This is a genomic window from Amycolatopsis sp. NPDC059235, assembly GCF_042754125.1.
Taxonomy (GTDB): domain Bacteria; phylum Actinomycetota; class Actinomycetes; order Mycobacteriales; family Pseudonocardiaceae; genus Amycolatopsis; species Amycolatopsis albidoflava.
On sequence record NZ_JBHZAG010000011.1, the window covers coordinates 14930 to 37797 of the forward strand.

At 68.2% G+C, this 22868-nt stretch carries 26 protein-coding genes; 6 read left to right on the top strand and 20 right to left on the bottom strand.

From position 1 onward, the window contains the following. Positions 1-3: 3 nt before the first annotated feature. Entirely contained in the window at positions 4-654 is a 651-nt protein-coding gene (locus ACFXI3_RS10245) for a hypothetical protein (protein ID WP_378399310.1), read from the bottom strand. Positions 655-697: 43 nt separating this feature from the next. Further along, the gene (locus ACFXI3_RS10250; protein WP_378399311.1) at positions 698-2002 is read right to left on the bottom strand and encodes a pentapeptide repeat-containing protein; all 1305 of its coding nucleotides are present in this window, start codon (positions 2000-2002) and stop codon (positions 698-700) included. Between the two features lie 63 nt (positions 2003-2065). Here ACFXI3_RS10250 and ACFXI3_RS10255 point away from each other — a divergent pair, with 63 nt between their 5' ends. Then, positions 2066-2641 (top strand): peroxidase-related enzyme, encoded by a 576-nt coding sequence (locus ACFXI3_RS10255; protein WP_378399312.1) that lies wholly within the window; start codon positions 2066-2068, stop codon positions 2639-2641. Here the strand turns inward: ACFXI3_RS10255 and ACFXI3_RS10260 are convergent. From ACFXI3_RS10260 to ACFXI3_RS10280, 5 genes are all read right to left on the bottom strand, one after another. Further along, entirely contained in the window at positions 2629-2916 is a 288-nt protein-coding gene (locus ACFXI3_RS10260; protein ID WP_116199464.1) for a hypothetical protein, read from the bottom strand. The genes ACFXI3_RS10255 and ACFXI3_RS10260 overlap by 13 nt on opposite strands. Then, positions 2917-3846 (bottom strand): GNAT family N-acetyltransferase, encoded by a 930-nt coding sequence (locus ACFXI3_RS10265; RefSeq protein WP_378399313.1) that lies wholly within the window; start codon positions 3844-3846, stop codon positions 2917-2919. Between the two features lie 261 nt (positions 3847-4107). After that, positions 4108-4257 carry a hypothetical protein gene (locus tag ACFXI3_RS10270; protein WP_162836041.1) on the bottom strand — a complete coding sequence of 50 codons (150 nt, stop codon included), beginning with the start codon at positions 4255-4257 and terminating at the stop codon, positions 4108-4110. Between the two features lie 256 nt (positions 4258-4513). Beyond that, positions 4514-5704, bottom strand: coding sequence for an ATP-binding protein (locus tag ACFXI3_RS10275; RefSeq protein WP_037809009.1), 1191 nt, complete (start codon positions 5702-5704; stop codon positions 4514-4516). A gap of 186 nt (positions 5705-5890) precedes the next feature. Next, positions 5891-6649, bottom strand: coding sequence for a MerR family transcriptional regulator (locus tag ACFXI3_RS10280; RefSeq protein WP_378399314.1), 759 nt, complete (start codon positions 6647-6649; stop codon positions 5891-5893). Between the two features lie 185 nt (positions 6650-6834). Here ACFXI3_RS10280 and ACFXI3_RS10285 point away from each other — a divergent pair, with 185 nt between their 5' ends. Then, positions 6835-7341 (top strand): DoxX family protein, encoded by a 507-nt coding sequence (locus ACFXI3_RS10285; RefSeq protein WP_344282762.1) that lies wholly within the window; start codon positions 6835-6837, stop codon positions 7339-7341. A gap of 72 nt (positions 7342-7413) precedes the next feature. Here ACFXI3_RS10285 and ACFXI3_RS10290 read toward each other — a convergent pair whose 3' ends face one another. After that, complete coding sequence (locus tag ACFXI3_RS10290; protein WP_344282765.1) at positions 7414-8703, bottom strand: acetyl-CoA C-acetyltransferase; 1290 nt, start codon at positions 8701-8703, stop codon at positions 7414-7416. A 95-nt stretch (positions 8704-8798) separates the two neighbouring features. Between ACFXI3_RS10290 and ACFXI3_RS10295 the strand changes: the two genes are divergently transcribed. Continuing rightward, entirely contained in the window at positions 8799-10133 is a 1335-nt protein-coding gene (locus tag ACFXI3_RS10295) for a 3-oxoacyl-ACP reductase (RefSeq protein WP_378399315.1), read from the top strand. Positions 10134-10136: 3 nt separating this feature from the next. Next, positions 10137-10976, top strand: a complete 840-nt coding sequence (locus ACFXI3_RS10300) for a MaoC/PaaZ C-terminal domain-containing protein (RefSeq protein WP_378399316.1) — start codon at positions 10137-10139, stop codon at positions 10974-10976. On the opposite strand, the gene ACFXI3_RS10305 is transcribed toward ACFXI3_RS10300, so the two are convergent. Both ACFXI3_RS10305 and ACFXI3_RS10310 read right to left on the bottom strand, forming a co-directional pair. Then, on the bottom strand, positions 10965-11486 hold the full coding sequence (locus tag ACFXI3_RS10305) for a hypothetical protein (protein WP_378399317.1): 522 nt from the start codon (positions 11484-11486) through the stop codon (positions 10965-10967). The genes ACFXI3_RS10300 and ACFXI3_RS10305 overlap by 12 nt on opposite strands. Then, positions 11483-12139 (bottom strand): TetR/AcrR family transcriptional regulator, encoded by a 657-nt coding sequence (locus ACFXI3_RS10310; RefSeq protein ID WP_344282777.1) that lies wholly within the window; start codon positions 12137-12139, stop codon positions 11483-11485. Before ACFXI3_RS10310 ends, ACFXI3_RS10305 begins: the two co-directional genes overlap by 4 nt. A gap of 121 nt (positions 12140-12260) precedes the next feature. On the opposite strand from ACFXI3_RS10310, the gene ACFXI3_RS10315 reads away from it, so the two are divergent. Beyond that, positions 12261-12905, top strand: coding sequence for an SCP2 sterol-binding domain-containing protein (locus tag ACFXI3_RS10315; protein WP_378399318.1), 645 nt, complete (start codon positions 12261-12263; stop codon positions 12903-12905). A gap of 30 nt (positions 12906-12935) precedes the next feature. Continuing rightward, a complete protein-coding gene (locus ACFXI3_RS10320; RefSeq protein WP_378399319.1) occupies positions 12936-13514 on the top strand; it encodes an alkyl sulfatase C-terminal domain-containing protein in 579 nt (192 codons plus the stop codon). Here ACFXI3_RS10320 and ACFXI3_RS10325 read toward each other — a convergent pair. From ACFXI3_RS10325 to ACFXI3_RS10370, 10 genes are all read right to left on the bottom strand, one after another. Beyond that, complete coding sequence (locus ACFXI3_RS10325) at positions 13511-14626, bottom strand: DNA cytosine methyltransferase (protein WP_378399320.1); 1116 nt, start codon at positions 14624-14626, stop codon at positions 13511-13513. The two genes, ACFXI3_RS10320 and ACFXI3_RS10325, sit on opposite strands and share 4 nt — an antisense overlap. A 10-nt stretch (positions 14627-14636) precedes the next feature. Then, positions 14637-15065, bottom strand: coding sequence for a very short patch repair endonuclease (locus ACFXI3_RS10330; protein ID WP_378399321.1), 429 nt, complete (start codon positions 15063-15065; stop codon positions 14637-14639). A gap of 12 nt (positions 15066-15077) precedes the next feature. Beyond that, complete coding sequence (locus ACFXI3_RS10335) at positions 15078-15542, bottom strand: FxsA family protein (RefSeq protein WP_378399322.1); 465 nt, start codon at positions 15540-15542, stop codon at positions 15078-15080. A gap of 75 nt (positions 15543-15617) precedes the next feature. Continuing rightward, complete coding sequence (locus tag ACFXI3_RS10340; protein WP_378399323.1) at positions 15618-16529, bottom strand: SEC-C metal-binding domain-containing protein; 912 nt, start codon at positions 16527-16529, stop codon at positions 15618-15620. A gap of 32 nt (positions 16530-16561) precedes the next feature. After that, positions 16562-17062, bottom strand: a complete 501-nt coding sequence (locus ACFXI3_RS10345) for a DNA topology modulation protein FlaR (protein ID WP_378399324.1) — start codon at positions 17060-17062, stop codon at positions 16562-16564. Positions 17063-17079: 17 nt separating this feature from the next. Continuing rightward, positions 17080-18264 carry a hypothetical protein gene (locus ACFXI3_RS10350; RefSeq protein WP_378399325.1) on the bottom strand — a complete coding sequence of 395 codons (1185 nt, stop codon included), beginning with the start codon at positions 18262-18264 and terminating at the stop codon, positions 17080-17082. Next, on the bottom strand, positions 18261-18845 hold the full coding sequence (locus ACFXI3_RS10355) for an ATP-binding cassette domain-containing protein (protein ID WP_378399326.1): 585 nt from the start codon (positions 18843-18845) through the stop codon (positions 18261-18263). Before ACFXI3_RS10355 ends, ACFXI3_RS10350 begins: the two co-directional genes overlap by 4 nt. Before the next feature lie 31 nt (positions 18846-18876). After that, positions 18877-20775 carry an ABC transporter ATP-binding protein gene (locus ACFXI3_RS10360; RefSeq protein ID WP_378399327.1) on the bottom strand — a complete coding sequence of 633 codons (1899 nt, stop codon included), beginning with the start codon at positions 20773-20775 and terminating at the stop codon, positions 18877-18879. Between the two features lie 56 nt (positions 20776-20831). After that, positions 20832-21404: a TetR/AcrR family transcriptional regulator gene (locus ACFXI3_RS10365; protein ID WP_378399328.1), complete on the bottom strand. Its 573-nt coding sequence runs from the start codon at positions 21402-21404 to the stop codon at positions 20832-20834. Between the two features lie 109 nt (positions 21405-21513). After that, positions 21514-22857: a dihydrolipoamide acetyltransferase family protein gene (locus ACFXI3_RS10370; protein ID WP_378399329.1), complete on the bottom strand. Its 1344-nt coding sequence runs from the start codon at positions 22855-22857 to the stop codon at positions 21514-21516. Between the last annotated feature and the right edge of the window lie 11 nt (positions 22858-22868).

The following is a 22868-nucleotide window of genomic DNA, read 5'->3' on the forward strand; positions in this document are numbered from 1 at the left end:
TTTTTAGACAGAGGCCCCCTCGCCGTCGTCCGGCGAGGGGGCCTCTCGCAATTTGCCGATCATCGCCTTCGCGACGAGGTACAGCACGACCGAGTTCAGCACGTGCCACAGGAAATGCGTGCCGGCCGGGAAATCCCCGCAGACCACGTCGTCAATGCCGCGGAACGCCAAGGACAACGCGAACACCGCGGCAGCCATGGCGAAGTCCAGCCAGTACGAGTCGCGTGTGACCCCCAGCGCGACGGCGAATCCCGCGAGCCCGACGAGCGCGGGCACGTAGAGCCCGCCGCCGAGCGCCCCGGACACGACGGTGAGTGCCAGGAACGCGGCCGCGCCGAGCCAGGCCCACTTCGCTTTCACCCGAAAGAAGACCCGCGGGAAGAGCGCGGCGTAGAACAGCACGAAGAGCAGGATGGCGGTGGAGTCGGCGACCGCCGCCCATCGCGTCGCGACCAGGTGAAACACGCTGCTGGCAACGAAGATCAACCCGATCAGGACAGCGAGCAGCCGCCCGGTTCGCTGCCCGTTGGCATACCACCAGACCATCCCGGCGGCGACGAGAAAGGCCAGGTTGGCCAAGTCGTTGAGCGGTTCGCCCCAGAGTCCGGGCGCGGTGCGCTCGCAGTAACCGTCCACGTACGCGGTCCAGTTCACCGGGTAAGCAAACCCTTCCGGGTGAACGGGCCACATCCGGGGGTCAGTCGGTCCGGGTCAGCGGCGCCCAGCCGTCCTCGGGATCGCCGAGCGTCCAGCCTTCCGGGCAGTTGTGCAGCACCGCCCCCTCGCGGTCCAGCCACACCAGGGCATGCCCGAGTTCGGCTGCCCCGGCGAACTCCGACTCGCCGAAATCGAAGTCTCCGCCGAATCGGACCTTGCGGAATCTCACCGGGCCGTCGAAACGGATCGAACGCAGACCCGCATAGCGCTGGAAGGACACGTCCGCGAAGGACGTGCTGTCGGCGAAACGGGACCGGTGCAGGGAGACATCGTGGCGGAACTTCGCGTGGTCGAACGAGGTGTGCCCGTCGAACCTGGCTTGCTGGAACGCGGCGTGTTCGGCGAAGACCGAGCCGTCGAAGGAAGTTCTGCCGCGGAACTTCGCGTCGCGGAAATGTGCGTCGGCGAAAGTCGCCATGTCGAAGTGTGCGTCGGCGAAGCGGGCGCTCGAAAATTCCGCGGTGGCGGCGAAGTCCGCGCCGCGGAAGTCCGCCTCCGCGGGGAATCTCGCGTTCTCGAAGTCCGCGGTCCCGTGGAAACTCGCTCCGATGAATCCGGCGCGGACGCTGAACACCGTGCCCGCGAAGTTGGCGATGCCGGTGAAAGCGGTTCCGGTGAAGAGGATGTTGTCGAACCGGCATTGGCCGAAATCGGCCTGGTCGAGGTTCGCCCCGGAGAAATCGAGGTGCAGCCCCGGCCAATGCCGCTCGTTGGCCGGGCGGGAATGGTTCGCGATGATCTTCTGCGCGGTCCGCCGGACCTGCGCCTCTTCCGCCGTGTCCTCCGACGGCATCCGGAGATACGCGCACAACACGTCGGCGATCATCTGCCGCAACGGGCTGTCCGCATGGTCCTGCCCAAGCCGCTCCAGCGCGTACAACCCACCCAGCCGCACGGGCGCGCGCTCCGACCCAAGCTGGTCAACGGCCTTCCCATACTGCTCAGTCACCCGCCGCGCGAGCGCGTCCTCCCGAGCATCCGCGGCCGTCCGAAGCTGATGCTCCCGAGTGTCCGCGGCGACCTGCTCCGCAAGGCGATGTGCTTCGTGCTTCTGCAGCAAATCCAATTCGGTCGACCGCTGCCGTCGCACCGCCAGCCACAACGCCACCGCACCGCCCAGCCCGACCCCGAGCGTCCCACCGGTGCGGATCGCGTCCAGCTGGGCCGAATCCGGCGCGAACGCGAGCAGCACCCACACCGCCACCGCGGCAAGCGCCACCATCGCCGGAAGCCCAGCCAAGATCACCCACCGCGGTATCGGCTTCAGCGCCAGTCGTTCCTTCACCCCGCCACCTTGGCCCATCCGACCCCCTCCCGTACGCAAACCTCGCGGGTTAGCGTGGGCGGCATGACCAACCCCGTGAGCCGGTTCCCCGTGACGGAACTCGAAGACCTTCCCGACGATCTCCGCGAGCGCGTCGGCGCCATCGCGGAGAAATCCGGCTTCACGCCGAACATCTTCCGCGCGCTGGGCCACCGCCCCGCCGAGCTGAGGGCCTTTCTCGACTACCACGACGCGCTCATGGAACGCGAAGGCGGACTCACCAAAGCCGAACGCGAACTGGTCGTCGTAGCCACCTCCGGCGCGAACCACTGCACCTACTGCATCGTCGCGCACGGAGCGATCCTGCGGATCCGCGCGAAGGACCCCGAACTGTCCGACCAGGTCGCGACCAACCCGTGGCAGGTCGAACTCGACGAGCGCGGCCGGGCGATCGTCGATCTCGCGCTGGCGTTGTCCCGCGATTCCGCGTTGTTCGGCGAGGGCGACCTGGCGATGGCGCGCGAGGCCGGGCTGACCGAGGACGAGATCTGGGACGTCGGCGCGATCACCGCGCTGTTCGCTATGTCCAACCGGCTCGCGCATCTGACCGCGCTCAAGCCGAATCCGGAGTTTTACTTGATGGGGCGTCAGAAACGATAGAACGGGCCGGGCAGGTCGCGGCTCATCTCGAACCGGGTGCGCAGCCAGCCGCGCAGGCGGTGCACCGGTTTCGTCCACACTCGCGGCGCGGGCCCGAAATACCTCGGGTCCGCGTGCGGGGTGAACGCGTCGCCGGTCAGGATGACCGCTGCGTGGCCCAGCGGGCAGTGGCCGGACACCGAGATCACGCCGCGCGTCAGGTTCTCGACCCAGTCGACCTCGTCGACGCCCAGCAGCGTCCGGCGATCGCACACCGGGCAGTACAAGACGAACATCTATAACTCCCGCCGCCAGGTTTCGCCGGTCACGAGGGGGCCGAACGCGTCTGTCTCCTCTTTGCCGACGAGTTCGAATCCGGCACCGCGGTAGATCCCGCGCGCGGCGGCGAGCAGCGACAGCGTCCACAGCTCCATCGCCCGATACCCCTGCGCGGCGGCGAATTCGACACATTCGCGCACCAGCCGTTTGCCGACGCCGTGTCCGCGCGCGGCCGGTTCCAGCAGGAGCAGCCGGAGTTTCGCGGTGCCTTCCTCGTCGCCGGGGGTGCAGAAAATACTGCCGACCCGTTCGCCGTCGAGTTCGGCGATCCAGCCGGCTTGGCGCGGGTCTTCGCGGTGTTCGGCGAAATCGGCGACCACGCGCGCGACCATGGCTTCGAAGCGTTCGTTGAGGCCGTACTCCTCGGCGTACAGCGCGCCGTGCCGATGCACCACCCAGCCGAGGTCGCCTGGTCGTGGCGCGCGCACGGTGACCGCCGGTTCCGGTGACTGCTCGCCGACGAGTGCGGTGATGGTCCCCATCGCGCCGAGCAGGCGGCGCTGGTCGGCGTCCGCGAACTGGTCGAGGAGGCCGCCGATCTGGCTGGCCGACCGATGGTCGAGGTCGGCGAACGCGGCGTGCCCCTCGGCGGTGAGCGTGACGAGCTGGCGGCGCGCGTCGTCCGCGCAGCGTTCGCGGGTGACGAGGCCGCGGGTTTCCAGCCTGCCGAGCAGCCTGCTCGCGTAGCCGCCGTCCAGGGCGAGCCGTTTGCGCAGATCACTGACCTGCAGCTGGTCCTGTTGGGCGAGTTCGAACAGCACCCGCGCTTCGCTCAGCGAGTATTCGGCGTCGGCCGGTCCCTCGTCGAGGACACCGATCACGCCGGTGTAGAGCCGGTTGAAAGCGCGAACCGTGGCGACGCGTTCGGCGAGGACGGAATCCGGCACGGGGACCACCTTGACTCGATCGTTGACTAAGTCAAGCATCTCCCCGTCGCCCGCTCGGGGCAAGGGAATTCCCCCGGTGGTGGAGCCGGAGCGAAAATGGTCCAGACATATGGAAACCCCGTGATGCTGCCAGGTCGGGGGTCCGCCAGCATCACGGGGTCGTAGTGGGTATCGACGCGGCTCTCCGCGGCGTTACACCCAGGATTCGCTGTGGTCTAGATCACTCGCGTGAGTGACCCACCAACAGGTTGGTTGTGCAGGTCAGCGCATGAACGGCTGACGCGCCTGGGCGAGCGCGATGAGCTCCTGCCGGACCGTCGAGGTGGCCGCGGTGTCGATCGCCCGGTTCAGCGCCCGGCGAGTGCGAGCCTCGGCGCGACGGGCACGGAGCTTGGCGGCGATGTTGCTCATGGTCTCTTGCATCCCCTTCAGAGGTCTTCGGTGGCTGTGTCTCTAGTATGCACCTTTTTTCACAAGGAAGCCAACGAATCTACGGTGACATGGGGCACTTGCCGAAGAATCATCGGCAGTCTCCTGAAGATCACCGGACAGATCTCGTGTCGGCAGTCACAAGCCGCTAACGCGCTAACGCCCTCTACGGCTATCTAGCAAAAATTCTAGAAACGGCTAGGCAGCCGCATAGACCGGTAGCGAGGGGAAGATTCGCTCAGTCGCGGCCGAGCAGGTAGTGCCCGAAGTGCGGCACGGTGAAGGCGATCTGCCCGCGTTCGGCGGAGTAGACCAGGCCTTTCTTCATCAGACTGTCGCGTGCCGGCGACAGCGACGAGGGCTTGCGCCCCAGGTAGACGGCCACATCGGCGGTGCCGGCGGCCTCGTCGCGGCCTTGGGTCAGCTCGGCCATCGCGAGCAGGTACTCGCGTTCGGCCGGCGTCGCTCGTTCGTAGCGTGACCCGAAGAACCCGACCGCCAGCTCGGACTCCGCCTCAGGCGCGGCGACCTGCACGTCCTTGACCGTGATCGGGTCCGCGGGCGCGGCGTCCCAGGCGGCCTTGCCGTAGGCCTGGATGAAATACGGATAACCGCCGGACGCGTCGAACAGCGCGTCGAGCGCCTCCGGTTCGATCCCGGCGTCCTCGCGTTCTATCGGGGCCATCACCGCGTAGTCGGCGTCCTCGCGGCTGAGCCGGTCGATGCGCGAGTAACGGAAGAGCCGCTCGGAGTACGACTTCGAAGCCGACAGCACCGCCGGCACATGCGGCAGCCCCGCTCCGACCACGACCAGCGGCGCGCCAGACTGCGACAGCTCATGGCAAGCCGCGCACAGCGCCGAAACGTCGTCCGGCTGCAGGTCTTGGATCTCGTCGATCAGCAGCGCGACGCCGGTGCCGACGTCCGCGGCCAGCTCGGCGACATCGGTGAACAGCTCGACCAGGTCGATCTCGATGTCGCCGGAATCCGCCCGGCCCTGCGCGGCGGGCACGTCGATGCCGGGCTGCCAGCGGTCGCGCAGCTTCGCGTCCGGCTTGTTCGCCTTGAGCGCGAACGCCTTCAGCACCCCGAGCACTTCCTCGACCCGGTCCGGCGCGCGATGCCGCACGGCGAGGTCGCGGATCGCCCGATGCAGGGCCGCCGACAGCGGACGCCGCAGCTCCGCGTCGGGCCGCGCTTCGATCTTGCCCGCACCCCACCGGTGCCGGACGGCCATCGACCGCAACTCCCCCAGCAGCACCGTCTTGCCGACCCCGCGCAGGCCGGTCAGCACGAGACTGCGTTCGGGGCGTCCGCGAGCGACGCGTTCGAGCACGACCTCGAACGCCTTCAGCTCCCTTTCCCGGCCTGCCAGCTCCGGCGGCCGCTGCCCGGCGCCGGGCGCGAAGGGATTGCGGATGGGGTCCACTCTGTCACCGTATCGAGGTATCTAGAGCTAGCCCGATATTCGCGCATATACCGAGATAGCACAGCGTGGCGCAGCCACTCCGTTGAGGGCGGCGGAGGGGAGGAAGGCGGAGGCGTGTCGCTTAGAAAGATGGCCGGGTCTGCAGCCCCGTCCATCCTTACCCCCAGCGCACACTCTGACGGAGCGTTAGTCCGTCAGGTTCCGCTCCGCGTAGATCTTCATCGCGTCGCGGATGTACTCGGCCGTGCCGGGGCCGTGCCTCTCGTCGTACGCGCCGTACCGCGGGTCGGCGACATACATGTGTCCGAGACCGGCGAAGTAACTCTTCGAGATCTCCATCCCGGTGGGCTTCAACCACTCGTGCAGCCGTGCGGTGACAGCCTGCGTCTCAACCGAACCGGCGTCGTGACCAGCGTCGCGAGCGGCTCCGAACGCGGTGCCGATGTCGAGCTGCTCCTGTTGGTGGGCCTTCTTCTCGGCCGCCGACAGCGAACTCCACCACTGGTCGCCCTTGCGGTAGGCCTCGGCTCCCCAGCGCCGGGTGACCTCTTCCTTGTGCTGGGTGTGGTCGAAACCGTCGAACATTTCCTCTGCCATCAGTCGTTCACCTCCCTTCAGTTTCCGAAGCGTGGTCCGCACGGAATCGATCTGCCGCCCGATCCGCTGCTGCTCTTGCTTCAGCAGCGCCAGGTGCGTTTCGAGCGCCGCGACACCGTCGCGTTGTCCGTCGAGCACCTCGGCGATCGCGGGCAGACCCAGTCCCAGTTCGCGCAGCAGCAGGATCCGCTGCAACCGGACGAGCGAGTTCTCGTCGTAATAGCGGTAGCCGTTGCTGCCGATCCGCGTCGGCGGCAGGAGCCCGACGGCGTCGTAATGCCGCAGGGTCCGGCTCGTCGTGCCCGCGGACCGGGCGATGTCCTGGATCGACCATTCCGTCCTGACCACGGCTTCGACGGTAGAGGTTGACGCAGCGTCAAGGTCAAGCCAAAAGCCCGATAGAGCTGTCTAGGGGAATCTAGGATCAGAGCAATATTCGGCTAGGTATCGCTAGCTCGGTTCGGCGGGGAGCGGGGCGGGCAATCCCGGTTGTAGGTTCTTCTTCAGGGATTCCAGACCAGAGAGGCGAGACCGTGATACTGCGCCGGGTGGCACGTCCACTGCTCGCGTCGATCTTCGTGTTCGGCGGCATCGGTGCCCTGCGCGACACCCAGGGCCACGCGAAGGCGGCCGAACCGTTCCTCACCGAGACCTTCGACAAGGTCGAGGGACTGGTGCCGGACCAGGTCCCGCGCGATCCGGCCACGCTGGTGCGGATCGACGCGGCGGTCAAGATCGGCGCCGGGCTCGCGCTGGCGAGCGGCAAGGCCCCGCGCCTGGCGGCGGTGGCGCTGCTCGGGTCGCTGGTGCCGACGACGCTGGCCTCGCACCGGTTCTGGGCGCTGACCGATCCGGGCGAGAAGCAGGCCCAGCAGATCCAGTTCATCAAGAACGCGTCGCTGGCCGGCGGGCTGCTGCTGGCCGCGGGCGACACGGCGGGCAAGCCGTCGCTGGGCTGGCGGGCCCGGCGCACGGCGAAGAAGGCGGGCAAGCGCGCCGACAAACTGGCCAAGCGCGCGGAGAAGTCGCTCACCGACTGACTTGGCTCAACGTCCGTGAAGGGCTCCTTGAGGGAATCAGATTCCCTCAAGGAGCCCTTCACGGACCTTGGCTTACTTCTCCAGAATCGCGGTGACGCCCTGGCCGCCCGCCGCGCAAATGGAGATCAGGCCGCGCCCGGAACCCTTCTCGTTCAGCAGCTTCGCGAGCGTCGCGACGATCCGGCCGCCGGTCGCCGCGAACGGGTGCCCGGCCGCCAGCGAGGAGCCGTTCACGTTGAGCTTGGCGCGGTCGATCGAGCCGAGCGGCGCGTCGAGGCCGAGCTTCTCCTTGGCGAACGCCGGGTCCTCCCATGCCTTGAGCGTGGCGAGCACCTGAGACGCGAACGCCTCGTGGATCTCGTAGAAGTCGAAGTCCTGCAACGTCAATCCGGCGCGTTCGAGCATCCGCGGCACCGCGTACGCCGGGGCCATCAGCAGTCCCTCGTCGCCGTGCACGTAATCGACGGCGGCGGTCTGGCTGAACGTCAGGTACGCCAGCACCGGCAGGTTGTGCGCCTTCGCCCACTGCTCGGTCGCGAGCAGCACGGTCGACGCGCCGTCGGTGAGCGGCGTCGAGTTGCCCGCCGTCATGGTTCCGTCCGGGCCGCCGTAGACCGGCTTGAGCTTGGCGAGCTTTTCGACCGAGGAGTCCGGGCGGAGGTTCTGGTCGCGGGCGAGCTTGAGGTACGGCGTGACCAGGTCGTCGAAGAATCCGCGGTCGTAGGCGGCGGCGAGGTTGCGGTGACTGGTCGCGGCGAGTTCGTCCTGCGCCTCGCGGGTAACGTCCCAGACCTGCGCGGTGAGCGCGGCGTGCTCCCCCATCGACAATCCGGTGCGCGGTTCGGCGTTGCGCGGGATCTCCGGGACGATGTGGCCCGGCCGGAGCTTCGCGACCAGCTTGAGCCGGTCGGCGAGCGTCTTCGCGGCGTTGAGCTGCACGAGGATCTGGCGCAGGTTGGCGTTCACCGCCAGTGGGGCGTCACTCGTGGTGTCCACGCCGCCCGCGATCGCCGAATCGATCTCCCCGAGGGCGATCTTGTGGGCGACGTTGATGACTGCCTGCAATCCGGTGCCGCACGCCATCTGGACGTCCGACGCCGCCGTCGCGGGCGAGAGCTTGCTGCCCAGCACGCTCTCGCGGGCGAGGTTGAAGTCCTTGGAGTGCTTGAGCACCGCGCCGGCGGCGACCTCCCCGATCACCTCGCCCTGCAGCGAAAACCGGCTGACGAGACCGTCCAGCGCGGCGGTGAACATGTCCTGGTTCGAGGCCCGGGAGTACGGGCCGTTCGACCGGGCGAAGGGGATCCGGTTTCCGCCGACGATCGCGACCTTGCGCACTGCCGGGGCTTTCCTGGTCGCCATGGGCGTCCACCTCTCTGAGTCGTCCCTTTCACACTGTAACCTACTAGTGAGTAGGTTAGACTGCGACGTGACGCAGACTGCACGGGAGGCACGTGATGGCGGACAGGTACCAGCAGTTCACGAGGACTCCGCTGGGGAAATTCGTGGTGCCGAAGCTCGGCCTGCCCAACCCCGCGACGTTGCGCCGGCACCGTCCCGGCCAACCCGCACTCGAGGGTCCCGCACTTCTCGGCGCCGCGCCTGGCGGCCGGCTGGAGAAGACGGTCCGGGCACAGCTCACCGAGGCGGGCATCGAGGTGATCAGCGCACCGGCCGACCGGCAGGCGGCGCTGGTTTTCGACGCCACCGGCGTTAAGGATCCGGGACAGCTGCGCGAGGTCTACCGGTTCTTCCACCCGGTGATCCGCAAGGTGGGACCGTCGGGCCGGGTGGTCGTGCTCGGTACGCCGCCGGAGCTGGCCGAGGGCCGCGAGCGGATCGCCCAGCGCGCGCTGGAGGGTTTCGTCCGCTCGGTCGGCAAGGAGCTCAAGCGCGGCGCGACGGCGCAACTGGTTTACGTGGCCGAAGGAGCTGAGGAAGCGGCCGAGTCGACGCTGCGGTTCCTGCTCTCGGCGAAGTCGGCGTTCGTGGACGGCCAGGTCGTCCGCGTCGGCACGCACGCGAAGACCGCGCCCGCGCCGGAGAACTGGGACAAGCCGCTGGACGGCAAGGTCGCCCTGGTCACCGGTGCGTCGCGCGGCATCGGCGAGGCGATCGCCGAAACGCTCGCCCGCGACGGCGCGCACGTGGTCGCGCTGGACATCCCCGCGCAGGGCGGCGATCTGTCCACTGTGGCCAATCGGATCGGCGGTTCGGCGCTGCAGCTGGACATCACTGCCGCGGACGCGCCCGCCAAGCTCGCCGAGTACCTGACTTCCCGCCACGGCGGCGTGGATGTCGTGGTGCACAACGCCGGAATCACCCGCGACAAGACGCTCGGCAACATGACCGAGGGCGGCTGGGATTCGGTGATTTCGGTGAACCTCGCCGCGCAGCTCGCGGTGAACGACAAGCTCCTCGGCGACAAGGTCCTGCGCGAAAACGGCCGGGTCATCGGGGTTTCGTCCATCGCCGGCATCGCGGGCAACGTCGGCCAGACGAACTACGCGACGTCGAAGGCGGGCGTGATCGGGATGGTGAACGTCGGCGCGCCGCAGCTCGCGGAGTACGGCGGCACGATCAACGCGGTCGCGCCCGGGTTCATCGAGACCAAGATGACCGCCGCGGTCCCGCTGTTCATCCGCGAGGCCGGACGGCGGCTGTCGAGCCTCGGTCAGGGCGGCCTGCCGGTGGACGTCGCGGAAACCATTGCCTGGTACGCCAATCCGGCGTCGGCCGCGGTCAACGGAAACCTGGTCCGCGTGTGCGGCCAGGCGCTGCTGGGAGCGTGAGGGATGGCTGTTCGTGAAGTGACGAGCGCGCCAAGCCTGGCGACGCTGTACCCGAAAGCCCTGCTCCGCCGAGGCGGCGGCTCGACTCTGCCTAGTACGGAGTTGGTGCGCCCGGAGGTCGTCGTTGATCCCGCACATGTCGCGGCCTACAACGAAGTCTGCGGATTCCGCTTCTCGGACGAGCTTCCGGCGACGTATCCGCACATGCTGGTGTTCGGACTGCAGATGGCCTTGATGACCGAACCGGGTTTCCCGTTCCCGCTGCTGGGTTTGGTGCACGTCGAGAACCGGATCACGCAGCACCGTCCGCTGCTGCTCGGCGAGACGTTCCGGGTGAGCGTGCGCGCGGAAAACCTGCGCCCGCACGAAAAAGGCACCCAGTTCGACATGGTGAGCGAGGTCCACTCGGGCGCGGACACCGTGTGGAGCGAGGTGTCGACTTATCTCCGCCGCACCGGCTCGGGTTCTGGTTCCGGGGGTCCGCGCACCCAGCTGACGCCCCCGAAGCCGTCCGCGCTGTGGCACGTCCCGGGAGACATCGGCCGTCGCTACGCCGAGGTTTCCGGTGACCGGAACCCGATCCACCTGCATCCGCTGACCGCGCGCCTGTTCGGCTTCCCGAAGGCGATCGCGCACGGCATGTGGACGAAGGCGCACGCGCTGGCGTCCTTCGAGGGTCGGCTGCCGGACGCGTACAGCGTCGCGGTGCGCTTCAAGCAACCGGTGCTGCTGCCCGGCCGCGCGGCCTTCACGACCTGGCAGACCGATGACGGGTGGGCGTTTGAGCTGTGGCACGCCCGGAAGCCGAAGCCCCATTTGGACGGGGTGATCTCAGCCCTCTGAGGGCTTCTCGTTTCGGTACTCGAGGTACTGCTCGGGATGAATGGCCGCCGATGTGTGAAGCACGAAAGTGACGACGTGGTGCCACCTTGCCCGCCGTCCGAGTTGAGCCTCAACGCGAATCTCGCGATCTAGGTTCTGGAAGCCCGGCGGAGCGGAGTCGAACTCAGCGAATATCTGGGTGACGCTCCGACCGGGAACGGCGAACGTTGCCGGGAGGTCGGCGTCGTTTTCGCCGCGTAGCCGGGGACGCGTTCTCTCCCATCTCAGCACGCTCATCGCCGGTTCTCCCAGCACCACGACGCGGAGATCTCGAACCACAATCGGCAGTGCGCCGGTGTTGTGGAGAACCAGCGGGACGAGTACCGACTGCCCGCCGTCCCGCTCTGGGCCGGAGGCAAAGGTGTGCGGCGGGAAGGTCTTCAGCCGACCCGGTCGCGCGTTGAGCCACCAGAACGAGAAGACCGTGAACACCAACGCGCAGATCGAGACAGGCAGAGCCGCGCCGCTCACTCTGAGGGCTTCCAGACCTGCCCCTCGACAAGGTCGTTGAACCCCAGCCACACCAGGTTCATCAGCCAGGACGCGAGCACGCCGTCGGAGATCTCCGGGTGGTCCAGTGCCCAGTCGGCCAGCGATTCCGCCGCGCCGACCAGCGCGGCGGCCAGTCCGGGCCCGGAGAACTCCGTCTGCTCGCCGAGGCCCTTGCGCGTCCCCGCGGCCACCACGAGCGCCGCGACCAGTTCGATCGCGCGCGTGCGCATCGCGGTGATCTCCGCCGCGAACCCGCCGCCGACCGTCAGCGCCTGGCGGTGCAACACCGTCCAGGACTCGCGGTACTCGGCGACGAAGCGGTAGAACGAGCGCAGGCCGTGCCACAGCTGCATGTCCGGCGGGAGGTCGGGCTGCACGCCGGCCTGGATGGCTTCCAGCAGGCGGGTCGCCTCGCGCTGGATGCTCTTGCCGAAGAGGTCTTCCTTCGAGCCGAGGTAGGTGTAGATCATCGGCTTGGAGACGCCCGCGACCTCGGAGATCTCGTCCATCGACGCCGAGTGGTAGCCGTGCTGGGAGAACACCCGCACCGCGGCGTCCAGGATCTGGCGTTCACGGACCGCCCTCGGGAGCCGTCTCGCTCGCTCGGGTGGGCGCTGATCTTCGTCGGGCACGGTGGTTGTTTCCTCCCTCTCGCTGGCACGGACGGTACCCGGAGCCAGGCCCCCGGCGTTGCTTGCCGGGCTACCTACTCACCGGTAGCCTTACGGCGGAAAGTTCTGGAAGGGGTGGAAGATGGCCGACAACCCGGAGGCGACCAGCTCTGACCTGGCCGGCCTGCGCGGGGTCGCGCTGCTGGACGCGCTGGACCGCACCGAAGCCGTCGACGCGAGCGCGCTCGACGTCAACGCGGTCGCGGACGCCATTGACCCCCGTGAGCTGGGCCGTTCCGACATGAACCGCCTGCTGGCGGCGTTGGTGCGGCTGTCGGAGCAGGTGCCGGCGTTCTCGCTGGACAAGGTCGACCCGACGAAGTTCGCCACGCTGGTGGCGCGCGCGTCGCGGGCGCAGCTGGAGGCGGTGGTCGCCGAGCGCCCGCTGCGGGAGCGAGTGCTGGACGAGATCTTCGCGCGCATGGGAGCGCACATCCGTGCGAAGTCGCTGCACGCGGTCGTGCACTGGCGGCTGTCCGGCGGCACCGGCGAGGGCGGCTACGACCGCTACGAGACGGTGCTTTCCGACGGAACCTGCACCGTGTCCCGCGAAATGCGCGAGAAGGCCCGCGTGACGATTACGCTTTCGCCCGTGGACTTCTTCCGCATCATCACCCACCAGGCGACGCCCGCGGTCCTGTTCGTGACCGGAAAACTCAAGGTCAAGGGCGACCTGGCCTTCGCAGCCGGGTTGGTCGGCCACTTCGACCTCCCCCGACCGGCCTGAGCCGCTCCGGTGTCCCGCTGGCGCTCGCGCATGCGTGCCGCGCACTCACCCGGTGAGCACGCGGTGAACGGTTTCGCCCGCACCCTTGAGGTGGGCAAACTGACGTCGGAGCAGTTCGTGCAGGTCCTGGAGACGCTGCACATGCTCGGCACCGCCGGAGCCGGCATCGACATCGGCTCGCTGACCACCCAGGCCTTGGTCGATGTCGTGGCGTCGGCTACGCGAGAGCAGCTGAAAGGCATCGCCGACCACGACGAGCTGCGCGCGGTCTTCCTGGACGAGATCTTCCGCCGGATGTCGGAACACTTCCGCCCGGAACGAGCCAGGCACGTGGACATCGTGGTCTCCTGGCGGTTTCCGGCAGGGGACGATTTCGACCGCTACCAAACGGTGATTGAGGACGGCTTGTGCGTGTCGAGCACCGACCTGGCCCGCACCCCGGACACGACGATCACGGTGGCGGTAGAGGACTTCATCCGGATGGCGACCGGGAACGCGGCGGTGGCGGCGATGTTCGTTACCGGGAAGGTGAAGGTCAAGGGCGAGTACGCGCCGGCGGTGCGGTTGTCGGGGTATTTCGACATTCCTAAGCCGACTGGGGCGGACTAAACCGCGGTCTCCAAGCTCATTTCCCCACGCGCCAACGGCATCAGGTAATTCTCCGACAGCCACTGCACCACCGGGACGCACACCGCGTCCCCGAAGCCGAACAGGGCCTGGTTGTTCCGCAGCCCGTCCAGCGCGTACTTCCCCGCCCCCATCAGCCGCGCGTACTCGCGTGGTGTCATCCACCGGACTCGCACGCTTCCCCGGCCAGCTTGTACGACGGCCTGCTTAGAAGACCCGCCGCGGGCGGTGCGCAGGCAGCCGGAGATGTCGTCTGGCCGGACCTCCCACACCGGCTTTCCGTTGCGAGTGCGGCGGTAAGCCGTCCGGTACACGAGCTTCTTTCCCGCTTTGAGCTGCGTCAGTCGTTCCAGTTGGAGCGGCGAAAGGGAGCCAATGAACGCGGCAGCACGCGGCGCAGCCCACCAACGCTCGTCGTCGGCGGACAGGCGTTCGACAGCGGCGGACAGCCCGGTGACCAGCAGCGGCGGAGGCGCGGGCAATGCGGCGCGATGTGTCCGCAAGGAAGGATCAAGTGACAGCCAAGCCGGGCGGAGTGGCGACGGCGCGGGCGAGTCAGAGGGCGGATTCTGCGCACCAACGATGAACAACCTAGGCCGCGACTGCGGGACGAACCGCCGCGCGTCCAGGGTCAGGACATCGGCCGAGTACCCGAGACGGTTGAGTTCCCGGATCGCCGCGCGCAGGTCGTCGCCGCCGTGGCTGGTGGCTAGGCCTACTACGTTTTCCAGCGCTACCACCGGCGGACGGTCGGGGCCCAGTTCATCGAGGATGCGGGTGAATTCCCAGAACGTCGACGAGTGCGAGCCCGCCAGGCCGCGGCGCCAGCCGGCCAGCGAGAGGTCCGTGCACGGGAAGGACGCCCAGGCCAGGCTGAGGCCGGCGGGCAGGTCAGCCCCGCGCAGGGCGGCGACATCGCCTAGGACGTACTCGTGCGCGCCCCGGTCGTTGAAGTGCGCCTCGTACATGGCCTGCTTCGCCGGTTCGATGTCGTTGGACCACGCGACGTCGAAGCCGGCCGGTTCGAGGCCTAGGCGCACGAGACCGATGCCGGCGAAGAACTCCGCGGCGGTGGGCTGACCCGGTAGAGGCATGGCGCCAACATTAATGGGGCCGGCGTTCCCGCACGGTCTCGATCACCCGCGACGCGGCCGTATCGGTCGCTTCGTGTTCCCAGATTCGCACGGACAGCCAGCCCGCTTCGAGCAGCAGTGCGTCAGTATTCGCGTCTCGGCGGCGGTTGGTTTCGATCTTGGTCCGCCAATAATCCGCATTGTTCTTCGGCCACGTGCCGTGTTCCGGGCAGCCGTGCCAGAAGCAGCCGTCGACGAAAACCGCCACCCGGGCTGGGCCGAACACCAGGTCAGCCTCGCGGCGAACGCCTTTGACCGGACGTCGATGCACCCGATAGCGGAACCCGGCGGCGTGCAGGATTTTGCGCAGCGCCATTTCGATCCCGGTGTTGCGGGACTTCTGCTTGCTCATGCGGGCGCTCACCGCGGAAGTCGTTACCAGCCGCTCCACGGGAGTCATTGTGGCAAAGGCTCAGCCTTCGACAATCCGGCCTTCGATCACCGGGTGGTTCGACGGCCGCGGCTCCTCCGTGACGACCTCGCTGTCCACCACCATCACCGGGCCGCGGCGCTGGTTGGCGTACCGGACGGCGCGCTTCTCCGCGCGGCGCAGCCAGAACCGCCGGGCGACCGAACGGGTTGGCGGCAGCAGGAACAGCAGGCCCAGGACGTCGCTGACGAAGCCGGGCACCATGATCAGCACGCCGCCGAGCGCGACGAGCATGCCGTCGGTCAGTTCCTTCTCCGGATTGCGGCCGGACTGCGCGGTCGCCATGAACGCGCGCATCGCCTTGCCGCCCTCGCGGCGCGCCAGCCACGAGCCCACGAACGCGCCCGCGATCAGCAGACCGATCGTGCCGAGCACACCGACGACCGAGCCGACCGCCCAGATGGCGGCGACTTCAGCGATGACGTAGAGCAGGAACACGACAGCCATACCAGGTGAACGAACGAGTGCCGGGATTTGCTCCCGAGGGGAAATAAGCGCAGGTCAGGAGGCTGCCGATCGCGGTCAGGAGAGGCTGGGACGGCCGCAGCATTTCTTGTATTTAGCACCCGAGCCGCACCAGCAGGGCTCGTTGCGCGCGGGGGGCCAGCTCAGCGCGCCGCCTTCCTCGAAGACCTCGTTCATGCAGGCCAGCCGGGTGTCTTCCGCGGCTGGGTCGCCGCCGGTACGGGTCGCGAACTCTCGGAGTTTCGCGACGGTCAACGGGACCATCAAGATCCGGGCGACGCCCGTCTCGGACAGCTCCCGGTTGTCGGCCTCTCGGTCGGCGACGATGGTGTCTGCGTCGGCGTGTTGAACCAGGTGCGGCCAAGCCTCGTGCGCGCGGGGAATCTCGTCGCGGGGCCAGAACAGCACTCGCACTTCCCCCGGAGGCGCTGGCGGGGCGGCAGCACGGACCGGATCCGAAGGACCTTGGACCGACTCGTCCTGCTCGTCCGGAGGCAACCCCAGCGCGCGGCGCACCCGTCGTCGACCAGTCAAGACGTTGTTCGCGAGGGTGAAGAACCCGAACTCCGTGTTCCGGTCGGCCAGCTCCTCCTCAGACAGCCGGGCCACGGCCAGGTCGAACCAGGCCAGCGCCTGCTGCAGCTCTCCGCGGTGTTCCAGCAGCTCAGCGGCCAGGTGATACGGCATCGATGAGGGCAGTTGCTCGCTCCGCAACTCGTCCAGGCGGGCCTGGGCCTCGTCGAACTCGCCGAGGTCGAACAGCACCTCGGCGAGTTCGACCCGAGCGTTGCCCCCTTCCTCGCCGCCCAGCGCGACAGCCTGGGTCAGCAGCGCGACGGCGCGGTCGTCGTCACCGGCCTGACGCCATGCCCGTGCCGCCTCGAAAAGGATCTCTCCCTGCTCATCGGGATACTTATCCAGCTCGGCTTCCAGTTGTGCGGCGGTCTCCGCGGCCGTACCCGTCGTCATGTGGGGCACTTTATTGCTAGCCCGGCAAGCGATCATCGCAGGCGCTGCAGGAACGCCGAAACCTCGCGCGGCGAGCGCAGCAGCACCTGCCGCGCGGTCGGAGCCTCGGTGGCGATCCGTCGCAGCATCAGCGGGCGGCGGGTCGGCCAGTTCCAGATCCACTGGACCAGTTCGGCATCGATCTTCGACACGCACCCGGCGGCCTGCGTTTCCTGACCCCATTCGCGCACCTGCCGGCGCACGACTCGATGCAGGCAGGTGTAGCGGGAGGCGTCCAGCAGCACCACGGTGTCAGCAAACGGCAGGCGCAGGTCGAAGGTCTTGCTGTAGTTGCCGTCGATCACCCAGCTGTCCGTGCTGGCGGCCTCGGCGACGGCGGCGCGGAACTCCTCCGGCGGGGCCGCGACCCAGCCGGGACGCCAGTAGAGCCGGTCCAGATGCGTCACCGGGATGTCGAGGGCGGCGCCGATTTGCCTGGCCAGAGTGGATTTTCCGGCCCCGGAGCAGCCAGTGACCATGATGCGTCGCCCCATGGCGAGCAAGCCTAGAACTAGAGCGGGACGAAACTCGCGGCAATTAACCCGAGCACCAGGAGATCCGGGCCCCGGACGAGTTGTCGCACCAGGCCCGCCGGGATCAGGACGCCTTCGTACAGCACCATCCCCATCGAGCTGAAGTCCAGCGGGCCGCGGGTCACCGAGCGGACGGCCGCGAGGGCGGCGATCAGCACCGCCACGACCGCGCTGACGGAGGCTGGGATGCCCAGCAGCAGCACCACGCCCGCCCAGATCAGGGCTAGCAGGCACAGGAAAGCGCAGGTCACGGCGTGCAGGCGCAGGTTTGACGCGTCCAGCCAGCGGCGCAGCCCGGGCACTCGATGCAGCTGCGCGACGGGGGCGGTGAAGGGCAGGAGACCGAGGTAGCCGCCGATGCCGAGCAGCCACACTGACGTCACGGCGGGGAAGGTCGCGTGGGTCGCAACTACGGCGAGTGCCAGGAAGACCGGCAGGCCGAGCGTGTACCGGCGCGCGAGAGTCCCCGTGACGACATACCGGGTGACGATGAAACGACCGGCCAGCGCGTTCCGCCACGGCACTGGGCGTCCGGCCGGGAGCAGCGCCCAGACGTCCAGGAAAGCGGCGGACGTCCGGCGCACCATGCGTTCGGTGTAGTGCCGGATCAAGGTGTCGCGAGAAACCGTGCGCGGCAACGGAGAGGACCGCGCCAACGCGCAGGCGGCGATGGCGGCGGTGACGACGTATGTCCACAGTGGAACTACCAGCGGCAGTGCGAGGGTAAGCGGGAGAAGGGATTCGCCGGGGAACGAGCGGCGGCGGCCCATCGCCAGCGCCAGGGCGGCGACAACCACGAAAAGCACCACTGGACCGACGAGCGAGCTGGGGAAACCGATGAGCATGCCCGAAACCGCGAAGAAATACGCGGCGACACCGAATCGGGCGGCCCAGTCCAGCACGAGCCGGTGGGTGAGCGCGGAAGGACGCTGACCGTCGAAATCGTCCCAGGTCAGCGTGGCCGGATGGGTCCACAGGTAGCCGCGGCGCAAGGTCGCGCGCCAGGCCAGTGCGAGGCCGGTGCACAGCACGAGCAGGCTGCCGAGCGCGCCCACCGGAGCGCCGCCGATCAGCTGGCTCCGCACCAGTTCGGTGTTGTAGAACGGCGATCCCAGCAGCCCGGCCGCGATGACCAGCGCCAGGACCAGATCCGGTCGTTTCACAGGTCCACCACGTAATCCGCGACCTCGTCCGCGAGCGGCGGGTGATGGCTTGCCACGACCACCGCCGCGCCGCGTCCGGTGCTGGTGCGGACCAGAGTGGACAGCCACGCCCGGCCCTCGGCGTCTAGGGCGCGTTCCGGCTCGTCCAGCAGCAGCACCTCGTGCGGACGCGCGACCGCGGCGTGCAGCAGGAGCCGGCGCCGTTGTCCGGCCGACAGCTCTGCCGCGGGCACATCGGGAGCCGGTACCGGGCCGTCGGCCAGTTCGCCGCCGAAAGAATTGCGCAGCAGATCGAGATGCTGGCGCGGGGTGAGCTCGTCGAAGAGCGCCGAATCGTCGAAAAGCACCGAAACGCGGCGGCGGAAAGCGGCGGACCGCTCGTCGGGCGGTCCGCCGCAGACGGACACGGAACCGGACGTCGGCGGCTGGTTCCCGTAGAGACAGCGCAGCAATGTCGACTTGCCCGCCCCGTTGGCACCCCGGACGACCAGGCATTCGCCGGCGTCGACGGCCAGGTCGAGACCGCTGAACAGCTCAGTCTCGCCCGCGGTGACCCCCAGGTCTTGAGTGGTGATGAGCACGAAACCCCCTCGGCTGATCACCCCAAGATAATCACTTCAAGTACGCCTCCGCTTGCAGCGTGAACAATTCCGCGTACCCGGCGTCGGCCGCCATCAGCGCCTCGTGCGTTCCGTACTCCGCGACCTTCCCGTGGTCCAGCAGCAGAATGCGCTCGGCCTGGCGGACCGTCGAGAACCGGTGCGAGATGTACAGCGTCGTCCGCCCGCGCGACAACGAGTGCAGCCGGTTGAACAGGTCGTGCTCGGCTTGGGCGTCCAAAGCCGACGTCGGCTCGTCCAGGATCAGGATCGGGGCCTCGCGCTGGAAGGCCCTGGCCAGCGCGATTTTCTGCCATTCCCCACCGGACAGCGACACGCCCTGGTCGAACCACCGGCCGAGCGGGCTGTCGTACCCCGTCGGCAGCCGGGCGATGCGCTCGTCGGCTCCGGCGCGGCGGGCGGACTCCTCGATGTGCTCGCGATCGGTGAGCCGGTTCAGGTCGCCGAGACCGATGTTCTCCGCCGCGGTGCCTTGATAGGTCACGTAATCCTGGAACATCGCGCTGATCTTGGTGCGCAGCTGTACCGGGTCATACTCGCGGATGTCCACGCCGTCCAGCAGGATCCGGCCCGCTGTCGGGTCGTACAGCCGGCACAGCAGCTTGAACAGCGTCGATTTGCCCGCGCCGTTGCGGCCCACCACCGCGACGGTCTCACCGGGACGGATCTCGAAACTTACCCCGTGCAGCGCCGGTTCGTCCGCGCCTGGATAGCTGAAGCTCACCGACTCGAACTGGATGTGTCCATCCACAGTGGACGGAAGCGGCCGCGGCTTCGGCGGGGCGGTGATTTCCGGTTTGGTGTCGAGGAATTTGTACAGCGTGTCCAGGTAGAGATTGTTCTCGTACATCCCGGAAAACGCGGTGAACAAACCGGTCACCGAACTTTGCACGGACGTCGCGGCGGCGGTGTACAGCGCCAGGTCGCCGAGCGTCAGCCGCCCGCCCACCGCTTCCAGCGCGATGTACAACGCGATCCCCGAGCCGACCAGCGTGCTCAGCAATCCCCACGACGTCGAGCTGACATTCCGTTTCACCGTCAGCTTTCGCTGCCGTTCGTAGGACACCAGGCCGAGCTTCCGGAACCGGTCCACAAAGTACGGACCGAGGCCGAACAGCTTGGTCTCCTTGGCATACGTATCCGTGGTGACCAAAGAGGACAGATAGTCCATGCGCCGTTTGATCGGCGACATCATGAAGGTGAGCCAGAACGCCCGCGAACCGTATTTCGACTGCGAGATGAACGCCGGAATCGGGGCCAGCAAAGCAACCAGCGCGAGCAGCGGGCTGATCGACACCAGCAGCGCGATCATGCTGGCGAAGGTGATCAGCGTCCGGATCAGGCCGAGCGCCGAGGTCATCATCGACAACGGACGCGTCGGCGCTTCCTGCGCTGCCTGGCGCAGCATGTCGTAGGACGACGAACCCTCGAAGTACGACAGGTGCAAGTCGCTCGCGTGCTGCATGACCTGGTGCCGGATGCTGAGCGTCATCCGTTCCTGCAGCAGGGATTGCGCGATCGTGGTGAGCGCGCTGCTGATCGCGGTCGCCGCCAGCACGCCGAACTGGAACAGCGTGATGCGCACGATGTCCGCCGTCGACCCGCGATGCTGGATCGCGGCGACCACCGAGTCGAGCAGGATTTTCGCGATATACGCGGTGACCGTCGGCAGCAGGCCGGACGCCAGCGTGATCACCGCGAGCACGATCGTCAACGTCGGGCTGGCCTGCCAAGTCAGCTTCGCGACCTTCGGCAGGCCGCGGACAGTGCCGGCTACGGAAGTGCGCATGCGCGACAGCCGGGCGCGCAGGCCTTTCGGCTGTTCGGGCTGTTCTGGTTCCGGGATGTCGACCGGCCCGGTGAGACCGCTGTCCGGCACGGATTGCGCCATCCTGCGGCGACCGCGGCGGCCGAGGGCCATCTCGATCCCGCCCCCACCGCCGGGGATCACGCCAGCACCGAACCGTGCAGGAAGACGTCGATGACCTCGTCATTAGTCGGGGCACCCGGCATCGGGCGGGATTGCGTGAACAGCAGCGCCAGGAACAGCGAAGCGGCCTTGTCCACCGGCAGCCGCAACCGGGCGGCGTCCGGAACGAACAGCTCCCGCACCGCGCGCTGCATCGCTTCGAGCGACTCGCGGCGGCTGTCCCCGGTCACTGACTTGCGGTTGCGCGCCTCTTCCGCCGCCGCGCGCGGGCGTCCCTTCATCGTCGCGGCCATCACCGCGCCCATTCGCTGCAGGTGCGCGTTCATCGCCTCGGCGGCTTCGGCCAGCCGCTTCTCCAGCGGCAGCTCAGCCGGGATCTCCCCGATCATCTCCAGCGCCTCCGCCGGATCGAGCGCGGCTTCCACGCACGCGTCGAACAGTTCGTCCTTGTCCTTGAAGACCCGGAAGATGGTGCCCTCGCCGATCCCGGCGGCTCGGGCGATCTGCGCGGTGGTGACCCCGTGACCGTGCTCGACGACCAGCGGGAGCACCGCGCGGACGATCATCCGCCGCCGGTCGTCCGGGGCCATCCCCGGTGCTCTTTTCCTTGTTTCCATACTCTCCAAGTTACGGAGTGAGCACTCACTCCGTCAACTCGATAAACGAAAGGCCGTGCCCGGGTGGACACGGCCTTGTCGCTTAGTACGTGATCGCGACTGCCGGATCGGCGAGCAGCGCGCCGACGTCGGCGAGGAACTCCGACCCCTGCTGCCCGTCGACCACCCGGTGGTCGAAGCTCAGCGACAGCTGCATCACCTTGCGCACCTTGATCTCGCCGTCGACCACCCAGGCGGTGTCGCGGATGGCCCCGACCGCCAGGATCGCCGACTCGCCCGGGTTGATGATGGGCGTGCCGGTGTCGACGCCGAAAACGCCGACGTTGGTGATCGTGAACGTGCCGCCCAGCATCGCCGCCGGCGTGGTCTTGCCCTCGCGCGCGACGTCGGTCAGCTCGGTGAGCGCGACCGCGAGTTCCTTGAGCGACAAGGAATCCGCGTCCCGGATCTTCGGCACCACGAGACCGCGCGGGGTCGCCGCCGCGATGCCGAGGTGCACGTAATCCTTGTAGACGATCTCCTGCGCGGCCTCGTCCCACACCGCGTTGACGTCCGGCGTGCGCTTCGCCGCGAGGCACACGGCCTTCGCCGCGAACGCCAGCGGAGTGAGCTTGACGCCGCTGAATTCGCGCGACTTCTTGAGCTTCTCGCGCAGCTCCATCATCGGCGTGACGTCGATGGTGAGGAACTCCGTGACGTGCGGAGCGGTGTACGCGCTCTGCACCATCGCGGCCGCGGTCGCCTTGCGGACACCCTTGATCGGCACACGCCGCTCGCGGGTGGCCGGGTCGTAGCCGGAATCCACAGTGGACACTGTGGACACCGTGGGGGCGGCGGAACCGTTGGCGGCGGCGTGGACGTCGTCGCGGGTGATCACGCCGCCGTCCGCGCTGCCGGTGAGTGAGTGCAGGTCGACGCCGAGGTCCTTGGCCAGCTTCCGAACCGGCGGTTTGGCCAGCGGGACGTAACCGCCGCGCGGGGTTTCCGCCACCGGTGCCGGGGCCGCCGCGACAGGAGCGGGCGCGGGAGCCGGACCCGGAGTGGCGCCCTTACGCGCCCGCCGGGTAGTCCCGGCCGCCTTGGAGCCGTAGCCGACCAGCGGCTTCATCTCCTCCTCGGCCGGAGCGGGCGCGGCAGCGGAAGCAGCAGCAGCGGCGGGCGCGGGCGCGGCTTTCCCGTCGGGATCCACGTCCATGGTCAGGATCGTCGTCCCGACCTCCACCGTCTGCCCCGGTTCCACGTGCAGTTCGGTGACCACCCCGGCCCACGGGATCGGCAGCTCGACAGCGGCCTTCGCGGTCTCGACCTCGACCACGATCTGGTTGACCGTGACCGTGTCTCCCGGCTTGACGCGCCAGGCGAGGATGTCGGCTTCAGTCAGCCCCTCCGCCGTGTCCGACAGGGGGAATTGTTTGTACTCGGGCATTTCTGATGCAA